The organism is Niveispirillum sp. (genome assembly GCF_017996735.1).
Taxonomy (GTDB): Bacteria; Pseudomonadota; Alphaproteobacteria; order Azospirillales; family Azospirillaceae; genus Niveispirillum.
In genome coordinates, this window is record NZ_JAGOGJ010000141.1 from 1 (window position 1) to 16,008 (window position 16,008).

Consider the following 16,008-nt stretch of genomic DNA (forward strand, 5'->3'; position numbering starts at 1 on the left):
CGGTCCCACAGTTGCACGGTGCCGCCACCATACTGGCCCTTTGGGATCGTGCCCTCGAAATCGCCATAGGCCAGGGGATGGTCCTCCACCTCCACGGCCAGGCGCTTCACATGCGGGTCCAGCGAGGGGCCTTTGGTGACGGCCCAGGATTTGAAGACACCATCCACCTCCAGCCGCAAGTCGTAATGCAAACGCCGCGCATCATGCTTCTGGATGATGAAGCGCCGCTGCGGCCCGATCTCGGGCACCATCTCGCCGCTGGGTTCCGCTGTGCGGGTGAAGTCGCGCTTGCGGGTGTAGGGAGTCAGCTTGCCGTCCGCCACGAGCCATCCTCCGGTTTGTCGGGAACTGGGGCCTGCTGCCCGTCACCGCGATGGACATATGCAGCTAATGTCGTGGCCGCCGGGAAGTTCCCCGGCGAAGTAGATGTCCTTCGCAGTTTTGTCGAACAGGTCGTTCAGGGTCTTGGGTTGGCTGGCCAAACGGCGCAGACGGCTATCCGTTCCTTGTCGGGGTCGCCCACCGGAACCCGGCTGCATTTTGCTGTTATCGTGACCATGTGGCTTCCATATCCGGCGCCATCAGATCCAACCGCCAGAATTTGGAGAGTATGATGACGCCCACCACGGTAAGCGCCGTGCGAAACCCCACCCGCCGCCTTGTCGCCGGGGCGTTGCGGTGTCGCAACTGAAGGCGCCCGCATCCTGGCCGTGGGCAGCTTGGCCGGTACCTTCCAGCAAAAGGACGCTCGTGAAGCCCATGGCGTCCTGATCGTTGCGGCGCCCCTGTCGCCGGCCTTGGCAACGGGGCGCCGCATGCCGCTCAGGCGGTAGGGATCGTGCCCCCGTCGATCACGTACTCGGTGCCGGTAATGGTCGCAGCACGGTCGGAAGCCAGAAAGGCGATCAGGTTGGCAATCTCTTCCGGCTTCGATGGCCGGCCGATCGGAATACCGCCGAGGGAGTCCATGATGATGCGCTGGCCCCCCTCATAGTCCGTGCCCGCCTCCTTCGCGAGCCGCTCCGCCAGCCGCACTGACGCCTCGGTCTCGATCCAGCCGGGCGCCACGCGCACCACGCGCACCCCTTTGGGCGAGACCTCTTTCGAAAGGCTCTTGCTGTAGGTCGACAGCGCCGCCTTCGCAGCGGCATAGGCGGTCGTCGCTTCTGGCAGTGGCAGCGTGCGCTGGATCGAGGTGACATGGATGACAGCACCACTTCCCTGCGCCACCATTCCCGGGATCAGTTCACGGTCCAGCCTGACGGCAGCCATCAGGTTGAGGTCCAACTCCCGGAACCATTCTTCGTCGCCCAGCTTCGCGTAGCCGCCCGCCGGGGCGGACGAGCCCCCCAGCATGTGGACGACGATATCGACCCCACCCAACTGCTCGCGCACGGCGGCGGCGAGGGTGGCGCAGCCCTCGGGCGTGGTCAGATCGGTGGCGGTGAACATCACCCCGGAGAGGTTGTCCGGCCGGGATCGCGCCGTGGTGAGTACCCGCGCCCCCAATGCCTGGAACAGCGCCACCGTAGCGGCACCAGCGCCACGCGTGCCGGAGGTGATGAGCGCGCGCTTGCCTTCAAGAGTGAGGAAGGCGGTCATGCGCCGATCTCCAGATGCGAGATGCGGCCGCTCTCCAGCCGGAACAGGAAGGCAAGCATTGCGGGACTGCCGGGGAACTGCCCGGTCGCCATGGCGCGGACCGTGATGGCGCCGTCCTCCTCGTTCATCTCCAGCGGTTCGAGGACGGTGCGGTATTTCTCCTTCGTTTCGTGCCACCACGCGATGATGGCCTGGGTACCCGCATAGGCGTGGCCCTCATCCTTGACGACGGCATCGGGGGCGAAGGCCTGGGCCATGGCCGCCTCGTTCCCGTGCTTGTCGGCATCGAAATAGGCCTGGATCGGTGATGGCAGGTTCATCGTGCTGCTCCCTTGGCTCTGCAAGATTTCGGTAACCTCCATGTGGGCGTGGACATATGTCCCGATAAGCGGGATAAATATGGATAAGGAATTTCGAAAAGCAGGATAATGTACCGGCCCGGTCTGAACGATCTCGACGCGGTGATGGCGGTTGCGCGCAGGGCCTCCTTCCGCGTCGCGGCGCTGGATCTGGGCATGTCGACTACCGCCCTCAGCAATGCCGTGGCGAAGCTTGAAGCGAGCCTCGGTGTCCGGCTGTTCAATCGGACCACGCGCAGCGTATCGCTCACCGATGCCGGCCGTCTGTTCGTGGAGCAGGTCCGCCCTGCCTTGCAGGATATCCACGGCGCGATGGACGGAGTACGGGCGCAGCAGGAGACGCCATCGGGCACGCTACGCATCAACGCCTTCGCCATGGCGGCGCGCGAGATCCTTTCACCGCTGGTGCTGGAGTTCCTGCGCCGCCATCCGCAGGTCCATATCGACCTCGTCACCGAGGGGCGGCTTGTCGATATCGTGGCCGAAGGCTTCGACCTCGGCGTGCGGGTTGCCGGCCTCGTGCCCAGCGACATGATCGCGGTTTCCCTGGGGCGCCCGCAGCGTTATGCGGTCGTCGGCTCGCCGGCTTACTTTCAGACGGGCGACCGGCCGCTGGTCCCGCTCGACCTGCTGGGCCACCGGTGCGTCCGCGTCCGCCTGCCGAACGGCGCCCTGTTCCGATGGCCGTTCGAGAAGGATGGGCAGGTGGTGCAGATCGACGTCGACGGCCCCATCACCCTGGATGAGGCTGGCCTCGCCCGCACGGCCGTGCTGGAGGGTGTCGGGATCGGCTTCTTCATGGAACAGGATGTGCGTGCCGATATCGAGGCGGGTCGCCTCCACCGGATGCTGGCGGACTGGACGCCGGCGCGCGCCGGTCTCTGTCTCTATTATCCGGGGCGCCGGAATCCATCGGCTGCCCTCAATGCCTTCATCCGTCTGGCCCGGGAACTGGGCGCAAGAGCGAAAGTATGACTGGCTGTGACAGCAGTGTGAACGCGGGGTGGCCTGGCAGCTTCCATCATGCTCCCCCGCTTCATCTGATTTCACATCGCGCGCGCAAACAGGAACCCCACCCGTCCGTTGCCGGTCGGGTGGGGGCAAGGTCGACCACCAGGACGGGGGGCCGGTGCCGCCGCTGCTCATCAGCGGCCACGGCCAACCGGCCAGGGCCTAGCTGGCAGCGGCCAGCGGGACCCCCCGGCGTTCCGCCAGCAATTGGCGGAAGGTGGGGATCAGGCTGCGGCCATAATCCACGGCATCCTCATAGGGATCGAAGCCACGGATCAGGAAGGTGGACACGCCCAAATCGTAATAATCCAGCAGCGCCTCGGCCACCTGTTCGGCTGTGCCGACCAGGGAGGTGGAGTTGCCGGCGGCGCCCGTTACGGCGGCCACACCCGTCCATAGCCGCTTGTCCAGGCGCGTGCCCTGCGATGCTGCCTTCAGCAGGCGCAGCGAGCCCTCATTGGGTGGCGTGTGGCCGGTGATGGGCAGGCCTGCCTTCTGTCGCAGTTCGATGGTGCGTTCACGGATGCTTTCCGCCCGTGCCCAGGCCTCCTCCTCCGTTGCGGCCAGGATGGGGCGCAGCGACAGGCTGAAGCGGATGCTGCGGCCATGCCTTGCGGCGGCGGCCCGTACCTGGCGGATGGTTTCGCCCACCTGCTCCAGTGTTTCGCCCCACAGGGCATAGACATCCGCATGCTTGCCCGCCACCTCGATCGCAGCGGGGGACGATCCGCCGAAATAGACGGGGATATGCGGCTTCTGCACCGGCTTCACGTCGCCAAAGGCCTGCGACACCTTGTAGAAGCGCCCCTCATAGTCGAAGGGCCGGTCGCTGGTCCATTCCTGGCGCACGATGTCGAGATATTCCGATGTGCGGGCGTACCGCTCGTCCTTCGTCGTGAAATCGCCGTCCTGGCTCAGTTCCTCGTCGCTGCCGCCCGTGATGATATGCACGGCGATGCGCCCGCCGCTGAAATGGTCCAGGGTCGCGAACTGGTGTGCGGCCACGGTCGGGTTGGTGAAGCCCGGCCGGTGCGCGATCATCAGGCCCAGGCGACTGGTCTGCGCCACCACCTGATGCGCGACGGCGATGCTGTCGGGGGAGCGGGAATGAAAGGCGACCAGCACCCGGTCGAAGCCGCCATCCTCATGGGCCTTGGCGACCTTGGTGATGTAATCCTGCTGGATCAGCGGACCCTGCGGTGGGTGGATTTCGGAATGCTCGCGGGTGTTCACGAAACCGATGAATTCGACGCTCATGGCTCAAGGTTCCTTCTCAGGCGGCGGCCAACAGGGCCGGTTCGGGGGAAAGCCCCTCCTGCGCCAGGGCGCGCAGGATTGCGGGGCGGGCGTAAAGGCGGCGGACCTGCGCGGTCCAGGCCGGGAAATCGTTCTGATCAATGGAAAGGCGCGGGGCCCAGCGATAGAAAACCAGCGCATAGGCATCGATGATGCTGTACCGGTCGCCCAGCAGCCAGGGACGGCCATCGGCGAACAAAGCCTCGATCCGGTCCAGGTGCCGGCGGAAACGCACGGCGCCATCGGCCTTCAGCACCTCCCGCGTGGCGGGATCGTCGGTGAACCGTTCGCCGCGACCGATCTGCGCGAAGCTGGGATGGACGCTGCTGGCGAACCAACTGGCCAGCTCGAACGCCTTTCCCGTCAGGAACGGATCACCCAGCGGCAGCAACCCCGCCTGCGGGTAGCGATGGGCCAGCCAGGCCAGGATGCCCGTGACTTCCGTGATCAATTGCCCATCGACCACCAGCGCCGGGATGCGGCCCAGCGGATTAACGGACAGGAACTCGGGCCGGCGCTGGTCGCCATCGGCCAGGGACAGGCGGATGGGGATATGCTCCACCCCCGCTTCCTCCAGCGCGATATGGACGGCCAGCGAACAGGCGCCGGGTGCGAAATAAAAACGGATGCTCATGCTTGACCTCTCCCCCAATGAAGCAGGCTCAGATGACGTAAAAACCGTGGGTGCCGTCGCGGCGAAGCTGTTCGACCAAGCCGAATTCCCAGTCCAGATAGGCCTGCATGGCGCTGTGCGGGTTGTCCGTGCCCTCATAGGGGCGGCGATAGACATCGTCGAATTCGGACAGGTTGCCCTCGCTTCCCGCCACCAGGGGCAGGCCCGCGCGCACCCAGGCATCCGTGCCCCCCTCCAGCACCAGCGGCGGTCGGCCCGTCAGTGCCGCCACCTCCTTTGCTGCGAACCGGGCCAGCAGCCCGTCGGGAGAGGTGAGGATCAAGGGGCCGGAAAGCGGGTCGCGGTGCAGATCCTGGCCCAGCCGGGCGCGGATGATGAAGCGGCTGCCTGCGATATGCCCGCGCCGCCAGGTGGGGCCGGGTGCGAAATCCAGCAGCGTTGCCGGCCCGTCGGTCAGCAGACGCAGCAGATGCGAGGGGCTGATCAGTTCGACATGGCCGGGATCGGGATGATGGATACGGTTGGGTCCCGTCTCCGTCAGGGCCGATGCCGGGACATTTTCCAGCACCAGCACGTCCCAGCCCATCTGCGCCAGCCAGGAGGCGGACATATCCGCGCGGGCCGACAGATCATCGAACAGCACGATGCGCGCCCCGCGCACCGGGGCGGAATGATCGGTCTCCTGCACCAACTGTCCACCCGGCGCGCTGCGGAAGCCGGGCAGATGGCCATCGGCATATTCCTGCGGCGTGCGTACATCCAGGCGGTAAAGGGTGCGGCCCGTCTCCCGCTCCAGGCTGGTCAGCCCGTCCAGGCCGATCCAGCGCACGCCGGCGCGATAGGCGACCTTGCGCGCCCGGTCCCGCGCAATGGCGGCGGCATCGGCATCCACATCGGTGAAGCGGCGCTCCTGGCCATGGTCCAGAACCTGCCCGGCCAGTGTCCAGCCGATGGTGCCGTTGCGCAGCGCATAGATGGGATTGGGCAGTCCGGCATTGCGCAGCGACTGCGCCCCGATCAGGCTGCGCGTGCGGCCGGCGCAATTGACGATGATCGTCGTTTTCGGGTCGGGTGCCAAGGTGGGCGCGCGCAGCACCAGTTCCGCACCGGGCACGGAAATGCCGGTCGGGATGCTCATGGTCCGGTATTCCTCAAACCGGCGTGCATCCAGCACGACGACATCGGCGCCATCGTCCAGCAGGGCCTTCACGTCGGGCGCGGGCAGGGACGGGGTATGGGCCTCCGCCTCCACCAACTCGCCGAAGGATTTGGACGGCACATTGACGTCGCGGAAAATCTCCCCGCCCGCCGCCGCCCAGCCCGTCAGTCCACCGTCCAGCACGCGCACATCGGTGTAGCCCAGTGCTTCCAACACCGCGACGCCGCGCCTGACCAGACTGCCATCATCATCATAGACGACAATGGGCGTATCGCGGCGGGGGATGCGGTCCCAGGCCTCCAGTTCCAGCCGCGACAAAGGGAAATTGGCCGCGAACAGCGGGTGCGCCTGGGCGAACGGGTCCTCCTCCCGCAGGTCGATCAGGGCGATCTCCGCCCTTGTGATCAGCGACAGGCGGACATCATGCGTGGAGGCAAGGCGGAGTTGCGGCATCAGACAGGTTCCAGGCGGGTTTCAAGGGTGAAGGGCGGCGTGTCGGTGCCGTTGGAATAGCCGGAGATGAAGGGTTTACGCGGACCGTCGGGCGGATAGGTCCAGCGGCGCACGGTGCCGATATCGGCGCCATAGACATGGATGCTGACCGAAATCCGATCGGCCTCGGCATTAATGACGCGATGGATATCGCCCGCGTCCGGTGACAGGATTTCCACTTCCCCCGGCAGCAGCCGGTGCGGCACGCCGCGCGGCACCAGGGGGCCGGCGGCACCCTTCACGAAACCCTGGCTGATCTCCGACCCGCGCAGCACGCCGACAAGGCCCCAGACCGTATGGTCATGCACCGGCGTACCCTGGCCCGGCCCCCAGACGAAGCTGACGATGGAGAAGCGCGCGTCGGGATCGCGGTAGAGCACGTACTGCCGATACCGTTCCGGGTCGGGCACGGCATAGGCATCAGGCAGCCAATCATCCCGCGACACCAGTGCCGCCAGCAGTGGTGCTGCCCCGTGCGGCAGGGGATCGCCCCTGTCCAGCAGGGCCGACAGGTCGGCGACGAAACGGGCGAGCGGGACGGGTATGGCCATCACTTCCCCCTTACAGCCGATACCGCAGCGTCACCAGCCAGGTGCGCGGGTCGGCGATGTTGACGTAGTTGATGCCCACGGACGGGGTGTAGCCGACGCCGACCACATGATCCTCATCCGTCAGGTTTTTGACCGTCCCCGACAGCGACCAGGGGCCGCCGTCCGCCTGCGCCCAGGTCAGGCCGGCATTCAGGTAACCCTGGCTGGGCACCTTATCCTGCGCGCGGTTCAGCGCGCTGGCATAGTTGGCCGTCTGATATTGTCCATTGATGTTGGCCTTGAAGGAACCACCGGCCACCGCGCCCGGAATGTCCCAGGTCAGTCCGCTGGACAGTGTCAGGCGCGGGGCGTTGGGCAGACGGTTGCCATCGGCATTCACTCCATTGCCGCCCGCCCCCTTATAGGTCAGATAATTGGCATGCAACCAGCCGCCCGACGCTTGCCAGGACAGGCCGTCGGCCAGGGCCGCATCCAGTTCCAGTTCCACGCCATAGGTTTCCGCCGACGCCGCATTGCCGCGACGGGAACGGAACACGTCAGGATCATAGGCGGAAACCTGCAGGTCCTTGTAGTCGTTGTAGAAAACGGCCAGGTTGGTGCGCAGGCGGTTATCCAGCCATTGCCCTTTCAGGCCCGCCTCATAATTCTTAACCTTTTCCGGGTTGAAGCCGCGTTCGGCATCCACGACCAGCGTGGCCCGGTTGTCGAAGCCACCGGCCTTGAAGCCCTGCGCATAGGTGGCATAGAGCAGAAGATCGGGATCGGCCTGGAATTCCACCGATAGTTTCGGGGTCACTGAATTCCAGGTGCGCTTGGCCGCCCCCGCGATGGATGGGCCGATGATCTGCCGCTGATCGTTGATCAGCTTATTGTCGAAGGTGAATTGCTTGCGCTCGTTGGTGTAGCGCAGGCCGGCGGTGAGGTTCAGGCGGTCCGTCGCCTTCCAGGTCGCCTGGCCGAACAGGGCGGCGCTGTTGGTTTTGGTGATGTTGTAGGCGCCTTCGCGCCGGATGGGCGACGTCGCCAAAGCCCCCTGGCGGGTGAAGCCGTCACGCTCTACATCGAACCGTTCATAAAGGTAGAAGGCACCGGTGGTGAAGGTCACGGCGTCGAAATCGCCGTTCAACTGCAATTCCTGGGTCGCGTACTGGTCGTTATAGGTGATCAGGTTCTTCTGGATCAGGGCGGCGGTGCCGTCATTCTCATAATCCACCGGCTGGTTGAAGCCGCGATAGGCGGAGATCGACTTCAGGGTCAGGTCCGGCGTCAGGTCATAGGCCACCCGCAGCGCACCACCCCCTTGGTCCAGCTTGTTCAGCGGTTCGACCTCCGAGAAGGTGCGATAGGGATCGAAGCCGCCGGGTTGCACGACGGGCACATAGCCCCGCGTATCGCTGCGGTCGCGCAGGTAATCGAGCGACAGGTCGATATCCAGATCGTCATTGGGTGTGAAGCGCAGCTTCAGCCGCACGGCATTGACGTCGATATTATTCACGTCTTTGCCCAGCGTGGCGTTGTAGGTCACGCCGTCCCGCTCATTATGCAGCAGGGAGATACCGGCATAGAACTTGTCCTCCACCACCGGGCCCGACAGGTTGGCGCGGGCCTGGAAGGCGCCATAATTGCCAGCGGACAGTTCGGCGGCAGCACGCACATCATTGCCCGGCTGGCGGGTGATGACGCGCAGGGCCCCGGCGGAACTGTTGCGACCGTAAAGCGTGCCCTGCGGCCCGCGCAGCACCTCCACCCGCTCCACATCGTTGAAATCGGTCATGGAACCGATCTGACGCGGGATATAGACATCATCGACATAGACCGACACGACGGGTTCGGAGATCGGGTCGACCTCACCAATACCGCGCAGGGAGAAGGTCTGCGTCGTATAGCCGATGGTCACGCGGGCCACGTTGAAATTAGGAATCTGGCCCGCCAGATCGCGGATGGAGCGCACGTCGCGTTCCTCCAGCCTTGCGTCGCTGAAGGCGGAAATGGCGATGGCGGTTTTCTGAAGATCGGCGGCACGGCGTTCCGCCGTCACGATAATCTCCTCCACGGCCCCGGCGCTGGCCTCCGCCGTCTGCACCGGCAAATCGGCGGCATGGGCCGATGCCAGGGCCGTGGAGCATAAAAGGCTTGCCCCCAGAATACGGGCGAGGGCTTTTTCGTAAAATGACTTGGGGGTGAACATTCTATTTCTCTGTTGATGTTGTGACGATGGGAGTATCGGAGAATTAATTAGAGATAAAAATCGAGTTATTCTTGATATAATTATTTGTTTTGCTTGTGTTTTATCTTCAGGCCAGCAGATCCTTCAGCCGGTCATCCCATAGTTTGGAGATGTCGACCCGGTTCGCGATCAGGCCGGCCTTGGTAAAGGCATCGGCCACCTTCTGCTGGGACTGGATTGCCTCATCATCGACGGGGGCCACCGCATATTCCCGGTCGCGCTCACGCTGTTGCAGCAGGAAGATCTCTGACGAGACCCCGGTTTCCGCCTGCAACCGTGCGGCCCAGGCCTCCGGGTTCCTGGCGGCCCAGTCATAGGTGCGGCCGATGCGCAACAGCAGATCGGCAATGGCCTGTCGCTTGCCCTCATCCGCCAGGGCGGCGGTGGAGGCGGCATAGACATAATTGCCCGACAGCCGCCCACGCCCATCGGTCAGAACCCGCGCCTTGTAGGTGACGCGGGCTTGGCTGCCCTGGATGCCATAGATGATCCAGGCATCCAGGTCGCCGCGCCCGAAGGCGGCCAACCCATCCTGTGGGGTCAGGGCCACGGGTGTGATATCGCCCCAGCCGATCCCCGCCTCGTCCAGCAGGCGGATCAGGATATAGTGGGAGGTGGTAGCCCGGACATAACCGACGCGCTTGCCCTTCAGATCGGCCACCGACTGGATGGCCGACTTTTCCGGCACCAGCACCACCTGCGAGGTGACTTCCCCCTTCAGGGTGGCCACCAGACGCAGGGGCACGTCGGCCGACGCGATGAAGATGGGCGGGATTTCCGACATGCTGCCCACATCAATGGAACCGCCATTGATCGCTTCGGTGATCAGGTTGCCACCGGCAAAGTCGGCGTAGGTGACACCGTAGGGGAACTGGTCCTGACCGGCATCCTTGATGAAAGCCTGGAAGTTGCCGCGATAGGTGCCGACACGCAGCACCGTGCCCGGTGTCGCCTGCCGGTCACCCGATTTCTCTCCACAGGCGGACAGGCCCAGCAGCGCCACGCCACCCAGCAGCAACGACCGTCGGGGAAGCAGGGAAGGGGGGATCATCATTGGAACAGGTCCGGTTCTTCACGGGCGATGAAATCGAACAAAGGCTGGAAGGAGAACCAGGACACGGCCTCTCGCCCCACCTGACCCTGGGTATGGGTGGCCACCTCATGCGTCAGGGGCTTAGGTGTGCCGGCGGCTTCGGCCAGCAACTGGGCATGGGCTGCATTCTCGAACGCGATATAGCGCCAGACGGCGCCATCGACGCTGTGCCCCACGGTCAGCAGGCCATGGTTCTGTAAGATAGCGGCGGATTTCGGTCCCAGGGTCGCGGCGATCCGCTCCCCCTCGCTGCTGTCCAGAACGACGCCCGTGTAATCGTCGAACAGCACATGATCGTTGTAGAAGGCGGCGCTGTCCTGGGTCAGCGGGTCCAGAAGCCGGCCCAGCGTGGACCAGGTCTTGCCATACAGGCCGTGGCTGTGCGCGGCGGCGATCACGTCGGGCCGGGCCTTGTGCAGTTCGGAATGGATGGCAAAGGCGGCCCGGTTCAGCCGCCCCTTGCCATGCACGATCTCGCCATCGTGATTGACCAGCAGCAGGCTGCTGACATTGACATGGCCGAAGAAGACGCCCGCCGGATTGACCCAGAAATGGTCCGGCTGTTCGGGGTCACGGGCCGTGATGTGCCCGGCACCGCCCATGTCGAAGCCATAGCGCGCGAACAGGCGGAAGGAGGCGGCCAGCCGCTGTTTGCGGTACAGCCGCTCCACGGCCGGATCGTCATGGCGGCGGACGGGCCCGTTCCAGTCCGGGTCGGGCGGGCGTGGCACGACGGCCGGGCCCGACAGGTCCGGAACGCGGGTGGCGGCGGCAAGGCGCAGGCTCATGATGGCTCCTCGGGGGCTTCGGTCAATAACCGCGCGCGCGGTCGACAAGGTCGATCAGCGGCTGGCTTTGACGCAGGCGGTTCAGGTTGGCGGCGACCTTCAGCGCCAGATTGGCGCGCAGGTCCGGCGTGAAGACCGATGTGTGCGGCGACAGGCGCACGCGCGGATGCCGGTAGAATGGGTGACCATCGGGCAGCGGTTCGGGATGGGTGACGTCCAGGCTGGCCAGCGACAATTTCCCGCTGTCCAGTGCCGCCAGCAGGGCGTCGTCATCGATCAGGGCACCGCGCGCGATATTGATCAGGTGCAGGCCGGGTTTGGCCTGTGCCAGCAGGTCGGCATTGACCCGCCGCTCTGTTTCCGGCGTCAGCGGCGCGGCCAGCACGACATGGTCGGACAGGCCGAACAGCGTCTCCAGATCAGGGGCCAGTTCGACGCCCGGCACCTCCGGCGCGACCCCCGACCGACGCACCGCGACAATACGCATGCCCAGCGCCAGGGCCCGGCGGGCCAGGGCCTGTCCGGCGGCCCCGAACCCAACCAAGCCCAGCACGGAACCGGTAATCGTCCCCAGCGGGATCGGGTTCCAGCGCTGCGGCCCGTCGATCCAGATCTCTGGCAGGCGCTTGGTGGCGGCGAAGATGGCGGCCAGGGCGAATTCGGCCAGCGCGTTGGCAGAGGTGCCACGGGCCGAGGTCACCAGTGGCCCCTCGAACAACCAGTCGGGATAAAAATCGATGCCACTGGACGCCAGTTGCACCCAGCGCAGGTTGAAGGGCCAGCCATCGGGCCGGCGGGGCAGGGCGGCGCCGGCGCGGCGGAAGGGAACGGCGACCAGCACGCTGGCCCCCTCTGGCACGCTTTCCGGCGCGCCGGGCGGGACGGGCGTGATGGTGGCATCGGGGATTTCACGGGCCAGCAGGGCGTTGAAGTCGGCGTTCAACTGGCTGGCGATGACGAGTTCGGGCATGTGGGTCCTCACGCAAAGGCGGCGCGGCCGGCGGCGGTCAGCACCACATCGGCCTGTGGCGTATGGATGCGACCGCACAGCACGTCGCGGTAATGGCGTTCCAGGGGATTGGCGCGGGAAAGGCCGGGATTGCCGGTGACAGTCACCGCCTTCTCCACGGCGGCGATGGCGTTTTCTGTCACCAGATGCTTGACCAGATTACCTTCCAGCGCGTTTACAGCGCCGCTGGCGGCGGCGTTCAGCAGCAGGCGGTTGGTCAGCAGCAGCCCGTCGATGGTCCCCGCCACTTCCTGGAAGCGGGACAGGCTGGACAGGGGCGCGCCCAGATTGGCCGGCACGCGGGACTTGGCGAAGGCCACGAACCAGTCGCGCGCCGCTTCCGCCACCGCATCATAAATCCCGGCCGTCAGCACGCCCGACCAGATCAGGAAGCCCGGATCGATGGCGGGTGCCGTCCCGTAGGGCTGCGGCGACAGCGCATGGTCGGCGGGCACCCAGACATCGTCCAGGATGACGTCGTGACTGACACTGGCGCGCAGGCCGTGATGGTCCCAGGTCTCCTCGATCCGGATGCCCTGGGCCGATGCCGGCACCAGCCAGCCGCCAATCAATGGCGTGTCATCATCACTGCGCGCCCAGACGGAAAACCAGCTCAGCACCGAACTGCCGGTGGAATAAAGCTTGCGGCCGCTGATGCGCCAGCCATCATTGACCCGTCGCGCCACCGTGTTCGGCAGGCCACCACGGGCCGGCGTGCCCAGGTCCGGCTCCACCCGAAGCGAGTTGATCAGACCGCCGCGATGCACGGCGTCGCCCACCACCCGCTTGGCCAGATGGGCGGGCCAGCCGGCCTCCAGGATGCGGGCATGGTGCAGATACTGCATCACCAGCACCAGGGCGGTGGCCGGTTCCCCCTTTGCCACGGCGCGCACCACCTTCAGGGTGGTCGGCAGATCGGCACCAAGGCCGCCCAGTTCCTTGGGCGCCGTCAGGGCCAGCAGGCGGTGGCGGTGCAGCAGTTCGATATTGGCGACGGGGAAGGTGGCGTCCCGGTCATGCGCTGCCGCCGTTGCTGCAAAGGATGCGGTCAATTCCGGCAGGAGAGCGTCCAGCCTGTCCAGGGTGGTGGTATCGCGCGGGAACGGGGTGATCTGAGCGGCGGTCATGGCGTGGGCTCATCGTTCAAGGTGACGCCCAGCCGGGCCAGAAGTCGTGCGCGCTGGGCCTGAATCTGTGGATCGGACAGGCTGCGCGGGCGGGCTGCGGTGACCGGTTCGACCAGCGCGATGCGCCCATGGTCCAGCACCAGCACCCGGTCGGCCAGCAGCAGCGCCTCATCAACATCGTGGGTGACCAGCAGGATGGAGGGCCGGTGTGTGCGCCACAGCGCCTCCACCAGCCCATGCATGCGGATGCGGGTCAGGGCATCCAGCGCCGCGAACGGCTCGTCCAGCAGCAGCAGTTCCGGTTCGCGCACCAGGGCGCGGGCCAGGGCCGCGCGCTGCGCCTCGCCGCCCGACAGGGTGGCGGGCCAGGCATCGACGCGATGCGCCAGCCCAACCTCCGCCAGCGCCGCCAGTGCCCGGGTCCGCCCATCGCCGGCCGGCAGGCCCAGGGCCACATTCTCCCACACCTTTTTCCAGGGCAGCAGGCGTGGTTCCTGAAACACCACCGTTCGGTTGGCCGGTGTGACGATCTCCCCCTCCGCCTCCTGGTCGATCCCGGCCAGAAGCTTCAAGAGTGTGGTCTTGCCCGACCCGGACCGCCCCAGCAGGGCGATGAACTCGCTGCGGCCGATATCCAGTGACAGGTCGCGCAGGACATTACTGTCGCCGAACCGGCGGTTCAGGTGGCGCAGGCGGACGGCCGCGTCGGCCGGGGGGATGTCGTTGCGGGTCACGAGACGCAGGGGGCTGGAGATCGACATCCTGTTCACCCCTTCACGAAGCTGGGGCGCCAGGCGAGCACGCGGGTTTCAAGTGCCCGGACCAGGGCATCGGCGCCCAGGCCGATGCCGGCATAAACCAGCAGGCATAGCACGATGACGTCGGTGCGCAGGAAATCGCGGGCATGGTTGACCAGGCTGCCCAGGCCGGCGGATGCATTGATCTGTTCCGCCACCACCAGGCACAGCCAGGCGACACCCAGCGAGTAGCGCAGGCCCAGCAGGAAACCCGGCGCCGCGCCGGGCAGGATGACGTGGCGCACCAGTTCCCGCCAGGACAGGCCGAAGACCTGTGCCGCCTCCACCAGCTTGGCATCCACCGACCGGATGGCGTTGAACAGGTTCAGATAGACCGGGAAGAAGGCCCCCAGGGCGATCAGCCCGACCTTCGGCACCTCCCCGATGCCGAACCAGACGATGAATAGCGGCACCAGCGCCAGCAGCGGCAGCGTGCGCAGCATTTGCAGCGGCGGATCGACCAGCACTTCGCCCCGCTTCGACAGGCCTGCCATCAGGGCTAACACCACGCCCAGCCCCACGCCGATGGCCATCCCGGCCAGCACCCGCAGCAGGGAGACCAGCAGGTTCCAGGGCAATTCGCCCGACAGGGTCAAATCCGCGAAGGTCCCCAGCACAGCCGACGGGGCAGCCAGGATACGGTCAGGAATGAACCCGGTCCTTGCCCCGATTTCCCACAGCAGCAGCAAGACCAGGGGCGAGGTCGCGCGTGGCGACCATGCCCGGCCTGCCGCACGCCGCAGTCGGGAAAGGGAAGGAAAGCCAGTCCTGGGCGGGTCCGTCGTGATGCTGGTCATATTTCACCATAAATATGTGTATTTAAAAGTTAATCACACACGTCGTGATGTATGTTATTCATGATATTTCCATATGGACAATGGAATATCCTTTAGGTGCCGCTTGAGCGCCGCTTATGTGACGGAGCGAACGATGCCGCCCAACCTGCCGACCGACCTGTTGCGCAGCTTCGCCGTGATCGTCGATGCAGGTACGATCCAGAAGGCGACGGAACGGATTTTCCTGACGCAGTCGGCGCTCAGCCTGCAGATGAAGCGGCTGGAGGATCTGGTGCAGGTGCCGCTCTTCGCGCGGGACGGCCGGCGTCTGGCCCTGACCCCGGCGGGAACCACGCTGCTGGGCTATGCCCGCCGCATGCTGGTCCTGAATGACGAGGCGGTTGCCGCCCTGGCGGGGGAGGATGTCGCCGGTCCCGTCCGGGTGGGCATGGTGCAGGACGTATCGGAGAACCTGTTGACCGGTGTGCTGGCGCAGTTCGCGAAGCTGCATCCGCGTGCGCAGCTACACGCCCGCGTTGCCGGGACGGCCGAACTGCTCGACATGCTGTCGGGCGACAGGCTGGACATCGTTGCGGGTTTTGGCCCTGCCGGGGACCCGACCGCCTTGCAGACGGTTCCCATGCGCTGGCTCGGGGACGCTGAAAAACTGTCAGATCCCGTCTTGTCGCTGGCCGTTCTGGAGAAGCCCTGCCGTTTCCGAGAGGTGGCAATCAATGCGCTGGATGCTGCCGGCCAGCCGTACCGGGTTGTGCTTGAAACGCCCAATCTTTCAACGCTTCGGTCCGCTGTGCAGGCGGGTCTGGGGGTTACCTGCCGCACTGTGCTTTTTGGAGGCATGTCACCAATCATTGATGAAGGCCTTCCACCGCTGCCCCAAGTTTCCATGACATTGGCCACCCGCACGACGGGTAGTCCAGCCCTAGAGAGCCTGGCGGCCCTGATAAAAACTGCTGTGGCGGACCTGATCCCGAGGGGAGTTGAGGGTAATTAAAATATTCTATTTTAAGATAAAATATAATACATAAATATTATTTATTCCTGGATGTGTCGTTATTATCTATATATA

Annotated in this window: 16 protein-coding genes; 2 read left to right on the plus strand and 14 right to left on the minus strand. The window is 65.4% G+C overall.

Annotation, left to right across the window (positions count from 1 at the left end; translation table 11 throughout):
- The 3 genes from KBA48_RS27555 to KBA48_RS27565 all read right to left on the minus strand — a co-directional run.
- Positions 1-323, minus strand: a 323-nt coding sequence (locus KBA48_RS27555) for a DNA polymerase ligase N-terminal domain-containing protein (protein WP_292911902.1), incomplete at its 3' end; no start/stop codon positions are given.
- A 499-nt stretch (positions 324-822) separates the two neighbouring features.
- Positions 823-1,602 carry an SDR family oxidoreductase gene (locus tag KBA48_RS27560; RefSeq protein ID WP_292911903.1) on the minus strand — a complete coding sequence of 260 codons (780 nt, stop codon included), beginning with the start codon at positions 1,600-1,602 and terminating at the stop codon, positions 823-825.
- A complete protein-coding gene (locus tag KBA48_RS27565) occupies positions 1,599-1,922 on the minus strand; it encodes a nuclear transport factor 2 family protein (RefSeq protein ID WP_292911904.1) in 324 nt (107 codons plus the stop codon). The genes KBA48_RS27560 and KBA48_RS27565 overlap by 4 nt, the downstream gene beginning before the upstream one ends.
- A gap of 108 nt (positions 1,923-2,030) precedes the next feature.
- On the opposite strand from KBA48_RS27565, the gene KBA48_RS27570 reads away from it, so the two are divergent.
- A complete protein-coding gene (locus KBA48_RS27570) occupies positions 2,031-2,936 on the plus strand; it encodes a LysR family transcriptional regulator (RefSeq protein ID WP_292911905.1) in 906 nt (301 codons plus the stop codon).
- 198 nt (positions 2,937-3,134) lie between these two features.
- Here the strand turns inward: KBA48_RS27570 and KBA48_RS27575 are convergent, their stop codons facing one another.
- From KBA48_RS27575 to KBA48_RS27625, 11 genes are all read right to left on the minus strand, one after another.
- Positions 3,135-4,229, minus strand: coding sequence for an LLM class flavin-dependent oxidoreductase (locus KBA48_RS27575; RefSeq protein ID WP_292911906.1), 1,095 nt, complete (start codon positions 4,227-4,229; stop codon positions 3,135-3,137).
- 16 nt (positions 4,230-4,245) lie between these two features.
- Positions 4,246-4,902 (minus strand): glutathione S-transferase N-terminal domain-containing protein, encoded by a 657-nt coding sequence (locus KBA48_RS27580; protein WP_292911907.1) that lies wholly within the window; start codon positions 4,900-4,902, stop codon positions 4,246-4,248.
- Between the two features lie 28 nt (positions 4,903-4,930).
- Positions 4,931-6,514 carry a rhodanese-like domain-containing protein gene (locus KBA48_RS27585; RefSeq protein WP_292911908.1) on the minus strand — a complete coding sequence of 528 codons (1,584 nt, stop codon included), beginning with the start codon at positions 6,512-6,514 and terminating at the stop codon, positions 4,931-4,933.
- Positions 6,514-7,104 carry a cysteine dioxygenase gene (locus KBA48_RS27590; protein WP_292911909.1) on the minus strand — a complete coding sequence of 197 codons (591 nt, stop codon included), beginning with the start codon at positions 7,102-7,104 and terminating at the stop codon, positions 6,514-6,516. Before KBA48_RS27590 ends, KBA48_RS27585 begins: the two co-directional genes overlap by 1 nt.
- A gap of 10 nt (positions 7,105-7,114) precedes the next feature.
- Complete coding sequence (locus tag KBA48_RS27595) at positions 7,115-9,292, minus strand: TonB-dependent receptor (RefSeq protein WP_292911910.1); 2,178 nt, start codon at positions 9,290-9,292, stop codon at positions 7,115-7,117.
- A gap of 106 nt (positions 9,293-9,398) precedes the next feature.
- Entirely contained in the window at positions 9,399-10,385 is a 987-nt protein-coding gene (locus tag KBA48_RS27600; protein WP_292911911.1) for an ABC transporter substrate-binding protein, read from the minus strand.
- Entirely contained in the window at positions 10,382-11,212 is an 831-nt protein-coding gene (locus tag KBA48_RS27605; protein WP_292911912.1) for a class II aldolase/adducin family protein, read from the minus strand. The genes KBA48_RS27600 and KBA48_RS27605 overlap by 4 nt, the downstream gene beginning before the upstream one ends.
- 22 nt (positions 11,213-11,234) lie before the next feature.
- The gene (locus KBA48_RS27610; RefSeq protein WP_292911913.1) at positions 11,235-12,182 is read right to left on the minus strand and encodes a D-isomer specific 2-hydroxyacid dehydrogenase family protein; all 948 of its coding nucleotides are present in this window, start codon (positions 12,180-12,182) and stop codon (positions 11,235-11,237) included.
- An 8-nt stretch (positions 12,183-12,190) separates the two neighbouring features.
- Positions 12,191-13,348 (minus strand): acyl-CoA dehydrogenase family protein, encoded by a 1,158-nt coding sequence (locus KBA48_RS27615; protein WP_292911914.1) that lies wholly within the window; start codon positions 13,346-13,348, stop codon positions 12,191-12,193.
- The gene (locus tag KBA48_RS27620) at positions 13,345-14,109 is read right to left on the minus strand and encodes an ABC transporter ATP-binding protein (RefSeq protein ID WP_292911915.1); all 765 of its coding nucleotides are present in this window, start codon (positions 14,107-14,109) and stop codon (positions 13,345-13,347) included. The genes KBA48_RS27615 and KBA48_RS27620 overlap by 4 nt, the downstream gene beginning before the upstream one ends.
- A 5-nt stretch (positions 14,110-14,114) precedes the next feature.
- Positions 14,115-14,942 carry an ABC transporter permease gene (locus tag KBA48_RS27625; protein WP_292911916.1) on the minus strand — a complete coding sequence of 276 codons (828 nt, stop codon included), beginning with the start codon at positions 14,940-14,942 and terminating at the stop codon, positions 14,115-14,117.
- A gap of 133 nt (positions 14,943-15,075) precedes the next feature.
- On the opposite strand from KBA48_RS27625, the gene KBA48_RS27630 reads away from it, so the two are divergent.
- Complete coding sequence (locus KBA48_RS27630) at positions 15,076-15,933, plus strand: LysR substrate-binding domain-containing protein (RefSeq protein WP_292911917.1); 858 nt, start codon at positions 15,076-15,078, stop codon at positions 15,931-15,933.
- Positions 15,934-16,008 lie beyond the last annotated feature (75 nt).